Annotated in this window: 15 protein-coding genes; 6 read left to right on the forward strand and 9 right to left on the reverse strand. The window is 61.9% G+C overall.

What is annotated here, in order from left to right:
* Nucleotides 1–94: 94 nt before the first annotated feature.
* From PDR5_RS04765 to PDR5_RS04775, 3 genes are all read right to left on the reverse strand, one after another.
* Nucleotides 95–1,069 carry a 2-hydroxyacid dehydrogenase gene (locus tag PDR5_RS04765; RefSeq protein ID WP_064593502.1) on the reverse strand — a complete coding sequence of 325 codons (975 nt, stop codon included), beginning with the start codon at nucleotides 1,067–1,069 and terminating at the stop codon, nucleotides 95–97.
* A 567-nt stretch (nucleotides 1,070–1,636) separates the two neighbouring features.
* Nucleotides 1,637–2,011, reverse strand: coding sequence for a DUF6124 family protein (locus PDR5_RS04770; protein ID WP_039769418.1), 375 nt, complete (start codon nucleotides 2,009–2,011; stop codon nucleotides 1,637–1,639).
* 317 nt (nucleotides 2,012–2,328) lie between these two features.
* A complete protein-coding gene (locus tag PDR5_RS04775; RefSeq protein WP_039769420.1) occupies nucleotides 2,329–3,297 on the reverse strand; it encodes a LysR family transcriptional regulator in 969 nt (322 codons plus the stop codon).
* A 181-nt stretch (nucleotides 3,298–3,478) separates the two neighbouring features.
* Here PDR5_RS04775 and PDR5_RS04780 point away from each other — a divergent pair, with 181 nt between their 5' ends.
* The 4 genes from PDR5_RS04780 (at nucleotide 3,479) to PDR5_RS04795 (ending at nucleotide 8,377) form a co-directional block, all read left to right on the forward strand.
* Nucleotides 3,479–4,978: an efflux transporter outer membrane subunit gene (locus PDR5_RS04780; protein WP_064593504.1), complete on the forward strand. Its 1,500-nt coding sequence runs from the start codon at nucleotides 3,479–3,481 to the stop codon at nucleotides 4,976–4,978.
* A gap of 139 nt (nucleotides 4,979–5,117) precedes the next feature.
* Entirely contained in the window at nucleotides 5,118–7,310 is a 2,193-nt protein-coding gene (locus PDR5_RS04785) for an FUSC family protein (RefSeq protein ID WP_064593509.1), read from the forward strand.
* Nucleotides 7,300–7,500, forward strand: coding sequence for a DUF1656 domain-containing protein (locus PDR5_RS04790; RefSeq protein ID WP_003221811.1), 201 nt, complete (start codon nucleotides 7,300–7,302; stop codon nucleotides 7,498–7,500). The genes PDR5_RS04785 and PDR5_RS04790 overlap by 11 nt, the downstream gene beginning before the upstream one ends.
* Before the next feature lie 10 nt (nucleotides 7,501–7,510).
* A complete protein-coding gene (locus PDR5_RS04795) occupies nucleotides 7,511–8,377 on the forward strand; it encodes an efflux RND transporter periplasmic adaptor subunit (protein ID WP_064593511.1) in 867 nt (288 codons plus the stop codon).
* A 130-nt stretch (nucleotides 8,378–8,507) separates the two neighbouring features.
* Here PDR5_RS04795 and PDR5_RS04800 read toward each other — a convergent pair whose 3' ends face one another.
* A complete protein-coding gene (locus PDR5_RS04800) occupies nucleotides 8,508–8,906 on the reverse strand; it encodes a DUF4440 domain-containing protein (protein WP_064593513.1) in 399 nt (132 codons plus the stop codon).
* On the reverse strand, nucleotides 8,903–10,273 hold the full coding sequence (locus PDR5_RS04805; protein ID WP_064593515.1) for an MFS transporter: 1,371 nt from the start codon (nucleotides 10,271–10,273) through the stop codon (nucleotides 8,903–8,905). Before PDR5_RS04805 ends, PDR5_RS04800 begins: the two co-directional genes overlap by 4 nt.
* 110 nt (nucleotides 10,274–10,383) lie before the next feature.
* On the opposite strand from PDR5_RS04805, the gene PDR5_RS04810 reads away from it, so the two are divergent.
* Nucleotides 10,384–11,265, forward strand: a complete 882-nt coding sequence (locus tag PDR5_RS04810) for a LysR family transcriptional regulator (protein WP_064593517.1) — start codon at nucleotides 10,384–10,386, stop codon at nucleotides 11,263–11,265.
* 100 nt (nucleotides 11,266–11,365) lie between these two features.
* Here PDR5_RS04810 and PDR5_RS04815 read toward each other — a convergent pair whose 3' ends face one another.
* Nucleotides 11,366–12,190, reverse strand: a complete 825-nt coding sequence (locus PDR5_RS04815) for an SDR family oxidoreductase (RefSeq protein WP_064593520.1) — start codon at nucleotides 12,188–12,190, stop codon at nucleotides 11,366–11,368.
* Between the two features lie 35 nt (nucleotides 12,191–12,225).
* The gene (locus PDR5_RS04820; RefSeq protein ID WP_039769436.1) at nucleotides 12,226–12,690 is read right to left on the reverse strand and encodes a hypothetical protein; all 465 of its coding nucleotides are present in this window, start codon (nucleotides 12,688–12,690) and stop codon (nucleotides 12,226–12,228) included.
* Between the two features lie 181 nt (nucleotides 12,691–12,871).
* On the opposite strand from PDR5_RS04820, the gene PDR5_RS04825 reads away from it, so the two are divergent.
* A complete protein-coding gene (locus PDR5_RS04825; protein WP_064593522.1) occupies nucleotides 12,872–15,700 on the forward strand; it encodes an RHS repeat domain-containing protein in 2,829 nt (942 codons plus the stop codon).
* Between the two features lie 77 nt (nucleotides 15,701–15,777).
* On the opposite strand, the gene PDR5_RS04830 is transcribed toward PDR5_RS04825, so the two are convergent.
* Nucleotides 15,778–17,229 carry a mannose-1-phosphate guanylyltransferase/mannose-6-phosphate isomerase gene (locus tag PDR5_RS04830; protein WP_064382465.1) on the reverse strand — a complete coding sequence of 484 codons (1,452 nt, stop codon included), beginning with the start codon at nucleotides 17,227–17,229 and terminating at the stop codon, nucleotides 15,778–15,780.
* A gap of 105 nt (nucleotides 17,230–17,334) precedes the next feature.
* Nucleotides 17,335–17,991: an alginate O-acetyltransferase AlgF gene (locus PDR5_RS04835; RefSeq protein ID WP_064593524.1), complete on the reverse strand. Its 657-nt coding sequence runs from the start codon at nucleotides 17,989–17,991 to the stop codon at nucleotides 17,335–17,337.
* Nucleotides 17,992–18,001 lie beyond the last annotated feature (10 nt).

Consider the following 18,001-nt stretch of genomic DNA (forward strand, 5'->3'; position numbering starts at 1 on the left):
CGGGATGGTTTATTTCGTTGGCGTGTTGATTTGCAAAGTATGTATTGGCTGAAAGTTGAACGGGCAAGCACTTTACAGTACTTGCCCGATTTGTTTATCCGCGCCAGACCTGCGGGTTCACCAGATCCTGCGGACGCTCGCCGAGCAGGGCACTGCGCAGGTTGGCCAGGGCACGATTGGCCATAGCTTCGCGGGTTTCGTGAGTGGCCGAGCCGATGTGCGGCAGGGTCACGGCGTTTTTCAGCTGAAACAGCGGTGATTCGGCCAGCGGTTCCTTCTCGTAAACGTCCAGACCGGCACCGCGAATCCGGTTGTTCTGCAATGCCTCGATCAGTGCCGGCTCGTCGACGACCGGGCCACGGGAGATGTTCACCAGAATCGCATCCGGCTTCATCAGCGCCAGTTCGCGGTGGCTGATCAGGTGGCGGGTCTTGTCGCTGAGCGGCACCACCAGACAAACGAAGTCGGCCTCGGCCAGCAGTTGGTCAAGGCTGCGAAATTGTGCACCGAGTTGCTGTTCGAGTTCGGTCTTGCGGCTGTTGCCGCTGTAGAGGATCGGCATGTTGAAGCCGAAGCGGCCGCGACGGGCGACGGCAGCGCCGATGTTGCCCATGCCGACGATGCCCAGGGTCTTGCCGTGCACGTCGCAACCGAACAGCGGTGCGCCGACGCTGGCCTGCCATTGGCCGGCCTTGGTCCAGGCGTCGAGTTCGGCGACGCGGCGGGCGCTGCTCATGATCAGGGCGAAGGCCAGGTCGGCGGTGCTTTCGGTGAGCACGTCCGGGGTGTTGGTGAGCATGATCCCGCGTTCGTTGAAATAGGCGAGGTCGTAGTTGTCGTAGCCGACGGAGACGCTGGAGACCACTTCGAGTTTGACGGCGTTTTCCAGTTGGGCCTTGCCGAGTTTGCGACCGACGCCGATCAGGCCGTGGGCGTGGGGCAGGGCTTCGTTGAACTGGGCGTTGATGTCGCCGTTTTTCGGGTTGGGGACGATGACGTCGAACTCTTGTTGCAGGCGTTCGATCATTGGGGGGGTGATGCGGCTGAAGGCCAGGACTGTTTTTTTCATTGGCATTGGGCTCGGCTGTTCTGGGTTGCCAAGCAAGCTAACATTCTTCGCCAGGTTTGGCTTGTCCTTGGCGGCCTCTGGGCCGACCAGGTTCTTGGGGTTTTGGGTGAATATCCGTTGCTTCGGGGGTTGCGGCTGGCGGTTTCGCTTTTACAGCGAGTCACTTTGGCAAACGCCCCAAAGTAACCAAAACGCTGGGCCCCGGCGTTCGGCACCTCGCCTAGGCTCGGTGTTCCTTCGCTCCGGGATTCATCCGGGGGCATCGCCTCCGGTTTGCTTCGCTGCACCTCCTCTCGATGTGTTTGGCTTCGCCAAACGGTCGCTGCGCTCCCACCCCCGGATAAATCCCTCCACTCAGCCTTCCGATGGGGCCGGTACGTCAAAAGCCTTACTCGAGCTAACGCTCATCGTTTTGAGTGGTGAGAAGCGAACAGCGAACTTGAGCTAACGCTCATCGTTTGATCGTTCCCACGCTCTGCGTGGGAATGCAGCCCGGGACGCTCTGCGTCCCATCCGAGCTGCCAGCGAATGCGGTTGTCGCTGGCAGGTCGGTTTGGTCAGAGCGGCTTAGCTGTGTGTGGGATGACGTTGTACTTCGACGTTATCCAGCACGCGGTTCACGGCGAGCTCGGCGAGCATGATGACTTGTTGAATGCCCAGAATCCGGTGTCGCTGTGGTGAGTCGACATAGGCTGCCACGTCACTGGCCATGACGCTGGCCGAGGCCAGGGATTCGCAGGCGTGGGCCAGCAGGCTTTCGTCGTCCATGTCCGGTGAAATCTGGAACATTTCGCTCGGTTTGCGGCCGGGGCATTTTTTCGGGAGAGGGTTCAGGTAGTGGTCGAGCGCGCGTTCGGCGGCGTCGTGGAGTTTGTTTGAATCGGCGGATTCGTAGGGCGAGGTGTCGTTGGTTTCAGGGGGATTCGGAGTAAGTTTTTTCATGGCAAAGATCCTTAAGTCTTGGAGGAGCTGCCATTTTTCGTTTTCCAGGCGAAAGAGGTGGCAGCTGTACGCGGACTGGAAAAACCGGAAAGGATCAAACCCGGCAGACCCGAAGGTCTCCCACGTACAGCTACCATAACGTCGCGAAAAAACGCCGCATTATGTCATGGGCTGTGATCCTGAACTTCGGGTTTTCCAGACCCGGCCGCTGATGCGTCAGCGACCCTCAAAAGCCTATCCACCTCGTTTCCGAGGGACAACCGACGCGACTTGTCGGAAACGTCCCCCCAAATCACCCCGTCTGTAGGACGGTAAACTCAGTTCGCGAGCCTGGCTCCACCCAGACTCCCACTCATCTCATAAGCCGCCAGTTCCGCCTGATGCCCCGCCAATATCTCCGGCAGCGAACCACGCAGGTATTCAACCCAGGTCTTGATCTTCGCATCCAGGTACTGCCGCGACGGGTAGATCGCATACAGGTTCAGTTCCTGCGAGCGGTAGTTCGGCATCACCCGCACCAACGAGCCGTTGCGCAAGCCTTCAATCGCGGCGTACACCGGTAACACGCCGACTCCCATCCCACTGGTGATCGCGCTTTTCATCGCGTCGGCGGAGTTCACCAGGAAAGGGGAGCTGTTGATAGTGACCACTTCCTGACCGTCCGGGCCGTCGAAGGCCCATTTTTCCAGGGGGATCACCGGGCTCACCAGGCGCAGGCAGGCGTGGTTCAGCAGGTCGCTGGGTTTTTGTGCGCAGCCGTTGGCTTTCACGTAGGCCGGGGAGGCGCAGACGATGCTGTAGGTGATGCCCAGGCGTTGCGAGACGAAGCCCGAGTCCGGCAGCTCGCGAGCGAGGACGATGGACACGTCGTAGCCTTCGTCGAGCAGGTCCGGCACGCGGTTGGCCATGGTCAGGTCGAAGGTCACGTCGGGGTGGGTCTTGCGATAGCGGGCGATGGCGTCGATCACGAAGTGCTGGCCGATGCCGGTCATGGTGTGCACTTTCAATTGTCCGGCCGGGCGGGCGTGGGCTTCGCTGGCTTCGGCTTCGGCCTCTTCGACGTAGGCGAGGATCTGCTCGCAGCGCAGCAGGTAGCGCTTGCCGGCTTCGGTGAGCGCGATGCGGCGGGTCGTGCGATTGAGCAGGCGGGTTTGCAGGTGGGCCTCAAGGTTGGAGACCGCGCGCGAGACGTTGGCAGTGGTGGTGTCGAGCTGCACGGCGGCGGCGGTGAAGCTGCCGGCTTCCGCTACACAACTGAAGGCGCGCATGTTTTGCAAAGTGTCCATGGGGTGCTCTCAAGGGAGATGGCAAATTGTGACACGAAGTTTCAGGGTCTGAGACCCCGACCAAGGGATTATCTCGTTAACGGTAACAAAGATTCACAGGATTCCCAGCTTATCGCCGTCATGGCGCCCCCCTAGAATTGCGCCCACCTCGAAACATCTCCCACCTCAGGAATTCGCAGCAGTGCCGCGTCGCATCAACAGAGCGCTTTTGCCGCTCAGTGTTCTGGCTTTTTCGTTAGGTCTTGGCGGCTGCATCGGAACCGGAGGGATTGCCCCGCAGGGCAAGGCTCTGGAGGCCAATGAACTGGCCACCGACGAGGCCATCGCCCACGCCGCCCGTGACGCAAACTGGCCCACCGCCCAATGGTGGCAAGCCTACGGTGACCCGCAACTCAACCATTGGATCGACCTCGCCGTGCAGGGCAGCCCGACCCTGGCCATGGCCGCCGCGCGCGTGCGTCAGGCCCGGTCCATGGCTGGCGTGGCCGAGGCGGCCGAGTCGTTGCAGATCAATGGCGAGTCGACCCTCAAGCGCCACAACTGGCCGACCGATCAGTTCTACGGCCCCGGTGAGCTGGCCAACAGCACCACCTGGGACAACAACGCCGCGCTGGGTTTCAGTTACGCCCTCGACCTCTGGGGGCGTGAAAGCAACAGCACCGAGCGTGCGGTGGATCTGGCGCACATGAGCGCGGCCGAGGCGCGTCAGGCGCAGCTCGAATTGCAGAACAACATCGTGCGCGCCTATATCGAGCTGTCGCTGCATTACGCCCAGCGCGATATCGTGGCGGCGACGCTCAAACAGCAACAGCAGATTCTCGAGCTGGCGCAGAAACGCCTGGACGGCGGGATCGGCACCCACTTCGAAGTCAGCCAGGCCGAAACCCCGCTGCCGGAAACCCATCGGCAACTGGATGCGCTGGACGAAGAAATCGCCCTGAGCCGCAACCAGATCGCCGCACTGGCCGGCAATGGGCCGGGCGCCGGGACGCAATTGCAGCGGCCGACCCTGTCCCTTGGCGCAGCGCTCAAACTGCCGTCGGCGCTGCCCGCCGAACTGCTCGGCCAGCGTCCGGACGTGGTCGCCAGTCGCTGGCAAGTGGCGGCGCAGGCGCGCGGAATCGATGTCGCGCACGCCGGGTTCTACCCCAACGTCGATCTGGTCGGCAGCCTCGGCTACATGGCCACCGGCGGCGGGGCGCTGGAGTTCCTGACCGGCAAGAAGCTCAACTACAACGTCGGCCCGGCGATCTCGCTGCCGATCTTTGACGGCGGGCGACTGCGTGCGGAGCTCGGCGAAGCGTCGGCGGGTTATGACATCGCCGTCGCGCATTACAACCAGACCCTGGTCAATGCGCTGAAGAACATCTCGGACCAGTTGATCCGCCGCGAGTCGATGGACAAGCAGCAGACATTCGCCGCCGAATCCGTGGCCACGGCGCAGAAGACCTACGACATCGCGATGATCGCCTACCAGCGCGGGCTCACCGATTACCTCAACGTGCTCAATGCGCAGACCTTGCTGTTCAAACAGCAGCAGGTTCAGCAGCAAGTGCAGGCGGCGCGATTGAGTGCCCACGCAGAACTGGTGACGGCATTGGGCGGTGGCCTTGGCGCGGGTAAAGACGTGCCGACGGCACAACAAACTCAGGCACCGAAAATCCCGGCCCTCCTGCGTTGAACACACAACCCCTGGGGGAGCGGGCTTGCTCGCGAAGAGGGAGTGTCAGGCAGCCCATGTGTTGTCTGACACAGCGCATTCGCGAGCAAGCCCGCTCCCACAGTTTCTACGGTTCGACTGAATTTTTGAGCACGACCAAATGACTCCCTTGCCCGCACCTTTACGCTGGCTCTACTCCCTGGAATGGCGCCGGGGCTTATTCGACTGGGCGCGCAGCGACGGCGTGACCTGGGTCTACATCTTCAAGGTGTTGATCGCCGCATTCCTTACCCTGTGGCTGGCGATGCGTCTGGAACTGCCGCAGCCGCGCACGGCGATGATCACCGTGTTCATCGTCATGCAGCCGCAGAGCGGCCAGGTGTTCGCCAAGAGTTTCTACCGTTTTCTCGGCACCCTGGCAGGGTCGGCGATGATGGTCACGCTGATTTCACTGTTCGCCCAGAACACTGAACTGTTCCTCGGCTCGCTGGCGATCTGGGTCGGCATCTGCTCGGCCGGGGCCGCCCGTTGCCGTAACTTCCGCGCCTACGGTTTCGTGCTGGCCGGCTACACGGCGGCGATGGTCGGCCTGCCTGCGCTGGCCCATCCTGACGGCGCGTTCATGGCGGCGGTGTGGCGGGTGCTGGAAATCTCGCTGGGGATTCTCTGCTCGACCCTGGTCAGCGCCGCGATCCTGCCGCAGACCGCCAGTGCCGCGATGCGCAACGCCTTGTATCAGCGCTTCGGTGTGTTCGCCCTGTTCGTCACCGACGGCCTGCGCGGGCGCAGCAAACCGGAGGCGTTCGAGGCCAGCAACGTGCGCTTCATCGCCGAAGCGGTGGGGCTGGAAGGGCTGCGCAGTGTGACCGTGTTCGAAGACCCGCACATGCGTCGACGCAACGGTCGGCTCAGTCGCCTGAACAGCGAGTTCATGGGCATCACCACCCGTTTCAACGCCTTGCACCAGTTGCTCGAACGCCTGCGCCGCAACGGTGCCGATCATGTGGAAGCGGCGATCAAACCGGGCCTGCAGGACTTGGCCGAAGTGCTCGACGGCTTCAGCGGCCGCGCCCTGACCAGCCCGGATGCGGCGCGTCTGGTGCTGGCGCTGGCGGCGTACAAGGAAGGCTTGCCGACGCGGGTGCGCAGCCTGCGGGCGCTCTTCCAGGAGAGTGAACCGAGCGATGCCGAGCAGCTGGATTTCCACACCGCATACGAGTTGCTCTATCGCTTCGTCGATGACCTGCACAGTTATGCACAGACCCACGCTTCGCTGGCCGATCACCGCCACGAACGCGAGCGCTGGGACGAGCCGTTCACCCCGCAAACCAGTTGGTGGGCCGCAGCGGCTTCGGGGATTCGTGCGTCATTCATTCTGATCGTGCTCGGCAGTTACTGGGTCGCCACTGCGTGGCCGAGCGGCGCGACCATGACCCTGATCGCCGCGGCCACCGTGGGTCTGTCCGCCGCCACACCGAATCCGAAACGCATGGCGTTCCAGATGGCCTGCGGCACGTTCCTCGGGGCGTTGATCGGCTTCGTCGAAATGTTTTTCATCTTCCCGTGGATCGATGGTTTTCCGTTGCTGTGCGTGATGCTCGCGCCGGTGATCGTGCTCGGCTCGTTCCTCGCATCGCGGCCGCAATACGCCGGCGTCGGCCTCGGGCTGCTGATCTTTTTCAGCACCGGTTCGGTGCCGGACAACCTGACGATCTACAACCCCTACACCTTCATCAACGACTACATCGCCATGGTCATGGGCATGCTGGTCTGCGCAGCGGCGGGCGCGATCATTCTGCCGCCGAACAGCCGCTGGTTGTGGCAGCGGCTGGAGCAGGATCTGCGCGGGCAAGTGGTGTACGCGATCAGCGGCAAGCTCAAAGGCCTGGCGTCGAGTTTCGAAAGCCGTACCCGCGACCTGATGCATCAGGCCTATGGGCTGGCGGCCGGTCAGCCGCTGGTGCAGAAAAACCTGCTGCGCTGGATGTTCGTGGTGCTGGAAGTTGGCCACGCGATCATCGAGTTGCGCAAGGAACAGGCGATCCTGCCGGTGCATCCGGCGTATGCCGAATCCCAGCCGTGGCGCCAGGCAATCCGGGTCATGGGACGCTCGCTGGTGCGGCTGTTCCTGCAACCGAATTCGAGCAATCTGGAGCGCGCACTGGTCGCGGTCGATCACGCGATCAGCCGGGTCGCCGCCACCGATGAGCCGTTCGCCCCGCACTTCGATACCTCGGCACTGCGGCGGGTGAAAAGCTACCTGCACTTCATCCGCACCTCATTGCTCGACCCGCAATCGCCCCTTGCTGCCTACGCCATCGCCAAGCCCGAAGGACTTGCCCATGCCTCGTGAAATCGCCTTCCACGGCGTGTACATGCCGACCATGACCCTGATGTTTTTCGTCGCTGCGGCACTGGCCTGGGCGCTGGACCGGTTTCTGTCGGGGTTCGATCTGTACCGCTTCTTCTGGCACCCGGCGCTGCTGCGCCTGAGCCTGTTTACCTGTCTGTTCGGCGCGATGGCGCTGACTGTCTACCGTTGAGAACGCTCTGATGAAAAAGTTTTTCAGCCTGCTCGCGACCCTGCTGGTGCTGGCCCTGGCGCTGTGGATCGGCCGCACGTTGTGGGAGCACTACATGAACACCCCGTGGACCCGCGACGGCCGGGTGCGCGCCGACATCATCAACGTCGCCGCCGACGTCACCGGTGAAGTGGTCGACGTGCCGGTGCGCGACAACCAGTTGGTGAAGAAAGGTGATCTGCTGATGCAGATCGACCCCGAGCACTATCGCTTGGCGGTGAAACAGGCGCAGTCCCTGGTCGCTTCGCGCAAGGCCACGTGGGAGATGCGCAAGGTCAACGCCCATCGCCGCGCCGACCTCGACAACCTGGTGATCTCCAAGGAAAACCGCGACGACGCCAGCAACATCGCCGACTCGGCGCTGGCCGATTACCAACAGGCCAAGGCCCAACTGGAAGCCGCCGAACTCAACCTCAAACGCACCGAAGTGCGGGCGGCGGTGGACGGCTACGTGACCAACCTCAACGTCCATCGCGGCGACTACGCCCGCATCGGCGAAGCGAAAATGGCCGTGGTCGACATGAACTCGTTCTGGGTCTACGGCTTCTTCGAAGAAACCAAACTGCCCCACGTGCGCGTCGGCGATAAAGCCGACATGCAGCTGATGAGCGGCGAAGTCCTCAAGGGCCACGTGGAGAGCATTTCCCGTGGCATCTACGACCGCGACAACCCGGAAAGCCGCGAGCTGATCGCCGATGTGAACCCGACCTTCAACTGGGTGCGCCTGGCGCAACGGGTGCCGGTGCGGATTCACATCGATGAAGTGCCGGAAGGTGTGCTGCTGGCGGCGGGGATCACTTGCACCGTGGTGGTGAAGCAGGACGCTGTGGATAACTGACAGACCGATTCGCTGCAAATCGCGAGCAGGCTCGCTCCCACACTGGATCTGTGCCGCACTGAAGATCCCATGTGGGAGCGAGCCTGCTCGCGATTGGGACGACTCAATTTCACGAGCAAATACTCAGCATCTACTCGCTGCAAAACGTCTCGTGCAGATGCCGCCAGATCACGCGTCCGGATTCGGTTTTTTCAAACACCACGGTTGAACGCCGATCCGTGTGCAACCCCCCCGCATCGGTCTGCTGTTCGCGATAACTCACCACCGCGCCGTGTGCATGCAAGGCAATCCCTTGAAGCTCGTCGAGCTCGATCCTGAACCCGCTCTTCTTCCCGCCCGCCATTTGAAACAGCGCACGCAAAGCCTCGAAATCCAGCACACGCCCCAGCGGCGTCACCATGGAGAACCGTGGCGAAAAACGCGTCAGCAATCGCTCCAGCGCTGCCTTGTCTTCTTCCACCGCAAACCATCGCTCGATGGCCTCATGGGCCTGGATCACTTCGTCAAAATAGTCGGTGTAGTCAGTCATGTGGATTTTTCCTGAAGGTGAGGTGCGCGCAGAAGGCTGAGCACTGTCGTCGAGTCGAAACGCAGCACGGCGGCCATCGGCAACAGGGTGAGCAGCGCGGCGGCGAGAAAGCAGTACTGGAAACCGTGGGTACCCAAGGCGCCCAGCAAAGAGCTGAGCAGCGCCGCGCCGAGGCAGAAACCAAGCTGCCGATTGATGTTCCACAGGGCGCTGGAGTGGCCCATTTTTTCCGGCGTGATGCCGACAAACGCCAGGGTCTGGGCGGTGACGCTGCACAGACTGCCGCCCAGCCCCATCAGGGCGTAGGCCAAGATCAACGTGACGCTGGCAGGGTGGTCGATCTGCATCAGCACGACAATGCCCTGGCACTGCAGCAGCATGCCGGCGATCAGCAATGGCTTGGGGCCGGTCCGGTTGAAGCTGCGTTTGCCCAGCATGATTGCCACACCCGAGGCCGCCGCCCAGGCCAGCATCAGCGCCCCGATTTGCGCCGCACTGAAGCCGAGGTCGTGCAGGTACAGCACGGCGATCATGTGAGTGCCGGTGAAGATGCCGGGCACGCACAGGTAGATCAGCATCGCCAGACGCAATGACGGGTTCTTGATCAGTTGCAGATCAAGCACCGCACCCGGTTTGTTCCAGCCATCGCGCAGGTAGATGCACACCGTCATGACGCTGAGCAGCAGGACACCACCCGCGAGATGGCGGGTGGCCGGGGCGCTCGCCAGGCTGACGGCGATCAGCAACAGACACAGCGCGGACGCCGCCAGCAGCAGGCCGCGTGCGTCCAGTGCCGGGCGTTCACTCGCAGCCTGATCCGCTTTCAACCAGAGCAGGCCCAATCCGAAAGCGAAAAGAGCCACCGGCAGGTTCAAATAGAAAATCCAGCGCCACGACAACGCCTCGACGATCAGACCACCCGCCGCCGGCGACAGCGCCGGCACCATCAGCGCCACGAGCAAAACCACCCCCGTGAAGTGCGCACGTTGTGTAGCCGGAAACTCTCGATAGGCCAGCGCCTGGCCCACCGGCAGCAGCAATCCACCACCCAGCCCTTGCAGCAGTCGCCAACCGATCAGGCTTTCAATCGAACCGGCCTGAGCGATGAGCCCGGAGGCGATCCCGAACAGCAGCAGCGAACCGAGAATCAGCCGCCGCTCGCCGACCCGTGCAGCCAGCCACACACTCATCGGAATGATCAGCGTCAGCCCGAGCATGTAGGCGTTGGTGATCCAGGCCAGTTGCGTCACCGAGGCGTGCAACTGCGCGGCGATGTCCGGGTAGGCAATGCTGGCGGCGAACATGTTCAGCAGGTCGAGGGCGAGCCCCAACAGATACACCAGCGCAACTTTCGAGCGATAGGCCATGGCAGCTTCCCTGTGATGAGGCGTGCAGGGTAGGGCGCTGGCGGCGATAGAAATACGCTGATTTGGCTGCTAGTTTGTCAAAATTATTTTGACACCGGAGCGCTGTGAACATGGTCAGCCTGGATCGATTCGATACCTTCAAGGCCGTGGTCGAGGCCGGCTCGCTGACCGCTGCCGCTGACACGCTGGGGCAGACGCGGGCGGTGGTGAGCTTCAACCTCAAGCGGCTGGAAGAAGAGTTGGGCGTCACCCTGCTCACCCGCAACACCCGGCAACTGGCCCTGACCGATGCCGGCGAACGTTTTTATCGGCGCTGCTTGCGCACCCTCGACGAGGCGCGATTGGCGATCGAGGAAGCGCGTTCGGAACACTCACAACTCAAGGGCACGCTGCGCATCACCACGACCGTGGAGTTCGCGCTGGCTCAGGTGGTACCGGCGCTGGAGGTGTTTCGACAGCAGCAGCCGCAACTGAATATTCACCTGTCCACGTCCTCAACTCACGCCGATCTGATCTCCGAACGGTTTGACATGGCGATCCGCCTGGGCCGCATGCACGACTCCAATCTGCGGGCGGTGCAGTTGTCGACGTTCGAGGTGTTTGCCGTCGCGGCACCGGGGCTGGCCGAGCGATTTGCACCGGTCGATACGCTGGCGGTGCTGGAGTCGATGCCGACGCTGGGGCATGGGCGAGTGCCGGAAATGACGGTCAGCGACCCCGCCGGCACCGAGCATATCTATCAGCCAAAACCGGGAACCACCGCCATCGTCGCGGACAACTCCGCGACTCTCCGTGCCTTTGCACTGACCGGGCAAGGCGTGGCGATTCTGCCGCAGTGGCTGATTCAGGAAGACCTGGATGCCGGGCGATTACAGCGTTTGCTGCCGGATTACCGCTTCGCCCGGCAAGGCGTCTACGCGCTGTACCCGGACACCCGCCACCTGCCGCTGAAGGTGCGGGCGTTCATTGATTTCATGAAAGGCTGGGGCTGAGTGTTGGCTGGCCTGGCCTCTTCGCGAGCAAGCCCGCTCCCACATTTGGAATGCATTCCCCTGTGGGAGCGGGCTTGCTCGCGAAAGCGTCAACTCGGTCTCAGAGCTTTGCGCGCAAGCCAAAGCGCTTCATCAACGTCGATTCCAGCAAGCCTTTCGGCAGCAAAGTCGCCAGCAACGGCAACGCCCGGCTGCCATTGCCGATGCGGATCAGCCGTGGTGGCTTGCTCTGCTGCACTGCCTTGAGCAACTCGGCGGCAAAGTCGCTGGCCGGGGTTGGTTTGTCCTGCGAGGCCTTGGCCCGCGCCCGGATGCCTTCACGCAACGGAAACCACGGCGATTGTTCGTTGATCAGTTGTTCGGCCTCATGCCCGGCGTTCTTGGCGAAGCTGGATTGAATCGCCCCCGGCTGCACTTCCATGACGCGAATCCCGAACGGCGCCAGCTCCATGCGCAATGCATCGCTCAGCGCGTGCACCGCCGCTTTAGACGCGCAATAGGCGCCGGCAAATGGCGTGACCAGCACCCCGGAAACACTGCCAACATTCACCACCAGGCCCTTGGCCCGGCGCAGCACCGGGAACAGTGCACGGGTTACGCCGACAATCGAAAACACGTTGGTCTCGAACTGGCGCTGCATGGCCGCCACACCGCCGTCGAGCAGCGGCCCCATGGCGCCGTAACCGGCATTGTTGATCAGCACGTCGAGGCCGCCGTGTTGCTGGTTGATCCGCTCGGCGAGTTGTTCCAGCGCTGCGTTGTCATTGACGTCGAGCTGCACCGCCGTGAACCCGGCCGCGCTGAGCGCCGCGACATCTTCCGCCTTGCGTGCACTGGCCCAGACCTCGTAGCCGGCGCCTTTGAATGCATCGGCGAGGGCGCGGCCGATGCCGCTGGAACAACCGGTAATCAACGCAACGGGCATGGCGCATTCCTTGTGCAAAACAGTGGGAGAGGGGATCAGTCGGAGAAACTACCCTGCAATCGCTCGGCGCGAAACTCCAGGGTTTGCGGGCGATAACCGGGACGCAACGGCGGCATCGGCAAACAGTCTTCCCAGTTGCCGCCGGGCTGCAATTCGCCGGGGCCGCGATAGCGCGGGGCGGCGTATTGATTGTCGGCCAGGTTCACGGTGTCGCCCGGCGCATACGCGGCAATGCGCCAGCGCAGTTCGGTCAGCGGCACGTCGTTACCATTGTTCAACTTGAGCAGCAGCGGACGGTCGGCGGGGCAGTGTTCGGGGGCATAGACAATGCGCAGTTCAAGGCGCGCCAGTTGCTTGACCTCGCGGTTGTCCAGCCACACCACCCACATCGCCACCAGCCCCAGGCCCACAGCGGCGGCCATCGACACCGGCAGGGCCTTGGCCGGGTAGCGCAACAGCAGGATCAGCCAGGTGATGACCAGCAAGACGCCGATGAACATGTTCGAACACTCCTTGAACTTGTGCCTGCCATCCTACCGAAGGGGCGCGGGAATGGACATTCGCGGATTGCGCGCAGGTGCCGTTGGTCGGGACTGTCATTTCCGACAGTAGCCGAAACAGCGCTGAGCTTGCTCTGATGCCAGAGGCACACCAAATGCCGATTGCGGGGAAGCGCGCTCCATGAGCTTGCACGTCAATACGCCGAGGATGTCTGTGATCGACCCGCGCGGCTTGCCGGTTCGCTCGGTCGACTATTGTCGAGACATCGAGAACGGACCGGTCGAGTCCCGGATCAACCGCACCCTGCATGACGCTGCGGGGCGTGCGCTGAAACAGTGGGACCCGCGACTTTGGCTGTCGCAAGCCGACGACCCGCTGACGCCGGCCAATCTGATGCAGGTGTTTGCTCTGGACGCCACGGTGATTCGCTCGGACAGCGTCGATGCAGGTACGCAAATCGAACTGAAGGGACTCGCTGCACAAACGATGTTCAGTTGGGACAGCCGTCAGACGCGGCGCGAGATCGAGCACGACAATTTGCTGCGCCCCGTCGCGATATTCGAAGAAGGAACAGGCGTGCCTCGGCGTTGTGTCGAGCGCCTGACCTACGGTCATCCCGGCAGCGGGGACCCGTCGCGCAACCAGTTCGGTCAGCTGATCCGCCATGACCATCCGGCCGGCAGCGTACTGTTCAACGCGTTTGCAATCAGCGGTGCATGCACCGAGGACACCCGGCACTTCACGCTGGATCCGCTGACACCCGACTGGCCGGAGCAGGAGGCGGAGCGTGCGCGGCTGCTGGAGCCAGGCGCCGGTGAGCTGTCGCGGTGGCGCCATGGTGCATTGGGGGATGTGCTGGAACAGACGGATGCCCGAGACAACCGGCATACATTCGAGCTGACCGTTGATGGCCGTTTGCGCGAACGCCGCCTTCAGTTGAAGGGGGAGCGTGAGCAGATCCTGGTCACTGACATTCGTTACAACGCGCAAGGCAATGTCACGCAGCAAACTGCCGGCAACGGTGTGCACACCACCCGGACCTATCGTCCCGAGGACGATCGTCTGTTGTGCCTGCGGACCGAAGACGCCCGCGGTCTCGTGCTGCAACACCTGATTTATGGATACGACAGGATGGGCAATGTCCTGCGGATTGAAGACAAGGCAATGCCGATCCGTTACTTCGCCAACCAGTGCATAGAGCCGGTCAGTTGCCTGGTCTACGACAGTCTTTACCAATTGATCATGGCGTTCGGGTGGGAAGCGGGGCGTGCCAGTCAGGGCCCGCAATCGATGGGCCGCGTCGATCCGGCGGCGGTCAGCAAGTTTCAGCAGGATTACAAATATGATTGGAGCGGCAACCTGCTCAAGCTGATTCATGTCGGACCACAAAGCCACGGACGCAAACTGCAACCGGCGAGCTACAGCAACCGCAGTCTGCCATACGAAGTCACGCCGCCTACCGATGCACAAATCGAAGCTGCATACGATCGAAGAGGCAACTTGCTGCAGCTGGAACCGGGGCGGATGTTGAGCTGGAACCTGCGTAATCAACTGCAATCGGTCAGCCCGGTCGAGCGTGCTTCCGGTATCAATGACAACGAGGCCTATCTCTACGATGGCAGCAGTCAGCGGGTACGCAAGATCCGCTCCTTGTTAACCAATGCCCGAACCCTGGTTGCCGATGTGCGCTATTTGCCTGGACTGGAATTGCGCACCGACAACGGCACCGGCGAACGGCTACAGGTCATCGTCGCCGGCGGTGTCCGGGTACTGCATTGGGAGAGCTCGCCGTCCTCGGGCATCAACAATCAGTATCGATACCAGCATGTCGATCACCTGGGCTCGGTCAGTCTGGAAACCGCCGATGACGGTACGATGATCAGTCGCGAAAAGTTTCACCCTTTCGGTACCAGCGCCTGGCAGGACGGCGAATTCAGCTACAAATACATCCGTTACTCGGGCAAGGAGCGTGATGCGACGGGGCTCGACTACTTTGGTCTGCGCTACTACATCCCGTGGTTGCAGCATTGGTTGAATCCGGACCCCAAAGGCATGATCGACGGGCTCAATCTGTACTGTATGGTCGCCAATTCACCGGTCACATTTTTCGACAGCGACGGTGGAGGCAAAACCGAAGCCGCTGAATTGAACAATAGTGTGGACAAACAGCAGGCCTTGTTGTCAGCAGTCTCATCGGCCGCTGCGAACACCCGCAACTCCATCATGAATCACCTGTATGCCCGTCAACGTTTTCAGGCGCTGGGCAGGCGCATCATCACGCAGTTGGGCAGTTCCGCATTCAGCGCCGGCGCCAGCGCGGCAGGCTCCGCAGCTGGGGGCGGAATTGGCGGGTTGTTGGGTCCGGGTGGTGCGAAATTGGGTGCCGCTGCCGGGGAAAAGGCTGCGTCAATGGCAGCAGACCGCCTTGTGTCTAATGTGGTGGACGCCTATCAACTGGATCGCGCGATCAATTTCAAAGGCAATGAAATGAATCCCAAGGCTTTCATCGAAAGCGTCGAGCCGAAAAAGAGGCTGGGCCTGGCAACGCTGGGATTCGAGCTAGCGGCATCGGATCCACGTACACCCGAAGGGCGCGCCCGGCTCACCAGAGTGGTGGTCGATAAAGCGATTGACAAGGTGGGTGGCGAGCTGGGTTCGGAGGTGCCGGGCCTTATAAGAACGGGGATTGAGTTTTACCATGCCTCGCAAGGATTGGATGCAGCGACACTGAGTGAAGCCCACGAACAAACGCCAGTGGTGATCGACATGCTGGAATTCAGAATGCAGGCGATCAAGGACGAACTGGCGGTATCCAATGATGCAACGGCGGAGGTCTTCGAAAAGGTTTCCGAGTTGTCGGCGCAAACTCCGGTCGTTGTTCACGCGCTGAACCGGAATCAGGACTTCATCGAGCTTGTTGCACCGACGCCCTATGCCGGCAAACGGCAGTCGCTCAAACGAGGGGCACTGGCGAAGTCTCACGCACCCCGGCAGCATTCGTCTGCCTGAATTGAAAAAGCCCCCGCCCAACCCGCTGCGGATAGGGGACGCAGCGGGCTGGACGGGGGCTTCTTGTTACGGAACGCTTACTGCGCGATGGTTTTCACCGACACGCCGCGTTCGACCGGGGTGGAGCGACCGTAGATATCTTCGAAGCGCTCGATATCGTCTTCGCCCAGGTATGAGCCCGACTGCACTTCGATGATTTCCAGCGGGATCTTGCCCGGGTTGCGCAGGCGATGCACCGAGGCGATCGGGATGTAGGTCGACTGGTTTTCAGTGAGCAGAAACACGTTCTCGTCGCAGGTCACTTCGGCGGTTCCGCTGACCACGATCCAGTGTTCTGCGCGGTGGTGGTGCATCTGCAGCGACAGGCACGCGCCCGGCTTGACCGAGATGTGCTTGACCTGGAAGCGGCCACCCATGTCCACCGAGTCGTACGAGCCCCACGGACGGTACACCTCGCAGTGGTTCTGGGTTTCGCTGCGGCCCTGGGCGTTGAGGGTGTTGACCATCTGCTTGACGCCCTGGACCTTGTCCTTGTGGGCGATCATCATGGCGTCCTTGGTTTCGACCACCACGATGTTTTCCAGACCGATCACCGACACCAGTTTGCCGTTGCCGTGGATCATGCAGTTCTTGCTGTCCTGGATCACCACGTCGCCCTTGCTGACGTTGCCGTTGGCGTCCTTCTCGTTGACTTCCCACAGCGACGACCAGCAGCCGACATCGCTCCAGCCGGCGGTCAGCGGCACCACGCAGGCGCGCTGGGTCTTTTCCATCACGGAATAGTCGATGGAGTTGTCCGGGCAGCAGGCGAAGGTGGCTTCGTCCAGGGTGACGGTGTCGGCATCCTGCTGGCTGCGCTCGAGGGTCAGCAGGCAGGTGTCATAGATGTCTGGATCATGCTTTTTCAGTTCTTCGAGGAAGCGGCTGGCGCGGAACAGGAACATGCCGCTGTTCCAGTAATAACCGCCGGACTCTACGTACTCGGTGGCGCGTTTGACGTCGGGTTTTTCCACGAAGTGCGAGACGCGGCTGACGCCTTCCGGCAGCAGCGAATCACCGGTGGACTTGATGTAGCCGTAACCGGTTTCCGGTTTGGTGGCCGGCACGCCGAACAGCACCATCTCGCCGTTTTCGGCGGCAACGGTGGCCAGAGCGAGGGCACGTTGCAGGGCTTTCTGGTCTTCCAGAACGTGGTCGGCCGGCAGCACCAGCATCAATTCGTCGCGACCTTCATTGACCAGCATCATCGCGGTCAGGGCCACGGCCGGCGCGGTGTTGCGACCGAAGGGTTCCATCAGGATCCGCTGGCATTCCAGATTGCGGCTGGCCAACTGCTCGTTGACGATGAAGCGGTGATCCTTGTTGCAGACCACGATCGGGGTGTCCATGCCTTCGAACACCAGACGCTCGAGGGTTTGCTGGAACAGTGTGTGTTCGCCGGTCAGGGCGAGGAACTGCTTGGGAAACTGCTTGCGCGAAAGCGGCCAAAGACGTGAGCCGCTACCACCTGACAAGATCACCGGAATCATATTGTTTACTCCATAAAATCGATTGGTTAGAGGCACGAACGCTGTGTCGTTTCACTCTTGTTGTTGTTCCGTACCGGGCAGCGACGGCTGCCCGGTTTCATGTGCTTAGCGAGTCGACACCGGGCGTTTCACCCAGACTGGCGACAGGTTGCTGCCGTTGCCGGTGACGTACAGCACGGCTGCTTCACCGCGCTCCAGGGCGACTGGTTTGACGTCGCCGACTTTCTTGTCACCTTCGTACAGCGCCAGGCTGACTTTCACCGGGTTGATTTCACGCTCGCCACGGCCCTTGGCGGCCACGTTCGGCACCACGTCGGTCTTGCCGTCGGCGGTCTTCAGGGTCAGCGACTTGTCGCTGAGGTTCTGCACGCGCACCAGGGATTTCTGCTTGTTCTTGAACGGCGGTTCTTCGATCAGTTGCGGCGCGCCGGAAGCGTTGTTGACCAGGGTGTAGTAGTGGTCACCGGCGAGTTTCACCGGCAGGGTCTGGCTGCCGACCTTGGCGCTGTAATCACCGCCCGGCATGAAGCTGAAGTCGCTGCTGGCCAGCGGCGCGACGTCGCTCAGATTGGTGCTGCCGACGGTGGCGCTGACTTCAGCGTTGCTGGCGTTGTAGACGCGCACGAAGGTCGAGCCTTTCGGTGCAGTCGGGCCGTACAGCGCAGCGTCGCCACCGGCGAAGGCCTGGACCGACAGCACGCTCAGACCCGCAACCAGAGCGAAGCGTTTGGCGAGACGACGAGGAGTTGTAGTGAAAGTCATGGTGTACCTC

It is taken from the genome of Pseudomonas sp. DR 5-09 (assembly GCF_001655595.1).
GTDB lineage: Bacteria > Pseudomonadota > Gammaproteobacteria > Pseudomonadales > Pseudomonadaceae > Aquipseudomonas > Aquipseudomonas pharyngis.

What these genes read in the sequence shown, in the direction of transcription:
- PDR5_RS04765 (WP_064593502.1), bottom strand. Translation starts at nt 1,069, where the DNA reads ATGAAAAAAACAGTCCTGGCCTTCAGCCGCATCACCCCCCCAATGATC.
- PDR5_RS04770 (WP_039769418.1), bottom strand. Translation starts at nt 2,011, where the DNA reads ATGAAAAAACTTACTCCGAATCCCCCTGAAACCAACGACACCTCGCCC.
- PDR5_RS04775 (WP_039769420.1), bottom strand. Translation starts at nt 3,297, where the DNA reads ATGGACACTTTGCAAAACATGCGCGCCTTCAGTTGTGTAGCGGAAGCC.
- PDR5_RS04785 (WP_064593509.1), top strand. Translation starts at nt 5,118, where the DNA reads ATGACTCCCTTGCCCGCACCTTTACGCTGGCTCTACTCCCTGGAATGG.
- PDR5_RS04790 (WP_003221811.1), top strand. Translation starts at nt 7,300, where the DNA reads ATGCCTCGTGAAATCGCCTTCCACGGCGTGTACATGCCGACCATGACC.
- PDR5_RS04795 (WP_064593511.1), top strand. Translation starts at nt 7,511, where the DNA reads ATGAAAAAGTTTTTCAGCCTGCTCGCGACCCTGCTGGTGCTGGCCCTG.
- PDR5_RS04800 (WP_064593513.1), bottom strand. Translation starts at nt 8,906, where the DNA reads ATGACTGACTACACCGACTATTTTGACGAAGTGATCCAGGCCCATGAG.
- PDR5_RS04805 (WP_064593515.1), bottom strand. Translation starts at nt 10,273, where the DNA reads ATGGCCTATCGCTCGAAAGTTGCGCTGGTGTATCTGTTGGGGCTCGCC.
- PDR5_RS04810 (WP_064593517.1), top strand. Translation starts at nt 10,384, where the DNA reads ATGGTCAGCCTGGATCGATTCGATACCTTCAAGGCCGTGGTCGAGGCC.
- PDR5_RS04815 (WP_064593520.1), bottom strand. Translation starts at nt 12,190, where the DNA reads ATGCCCGTTGCGTTGATTACCGGTTGTTCCAGCGGCATCGGCCGCGCC.
- PDR5_RS04820 (WP_039769436.1), bottom strand. Translation starts at nt 12,690, where the DNA reads ATGTTCATCGGCGTCTTGCTGGTCATCACCTGGCTGATCCTGCTGTTG.
- PDR5_RS04825 (WP_064593522.1), top strand. Translation starts at nt 12,872, where the DNA reads ATGAGCTTGCACGTCAATACGCCGAGGATGTCTGTGATCGACCCGCGC.
- PDR5_RS04830 (WP_064382465.1), bottom strand. Translation starts at nt 17,229, where the DNA reads ATGATTCCGGTGATCTTGTCAGGTGGTAGCGGCTCACGTCTTTGGCCG.
- PDR5_RS04835 (WP_064593524.1), bottom strand. Translation starts at nt 17,991, where the DNA reads ATGACTTTCACTACAACTCCTCGTCGTCTCGCCAAACGCTTCGCTCTG.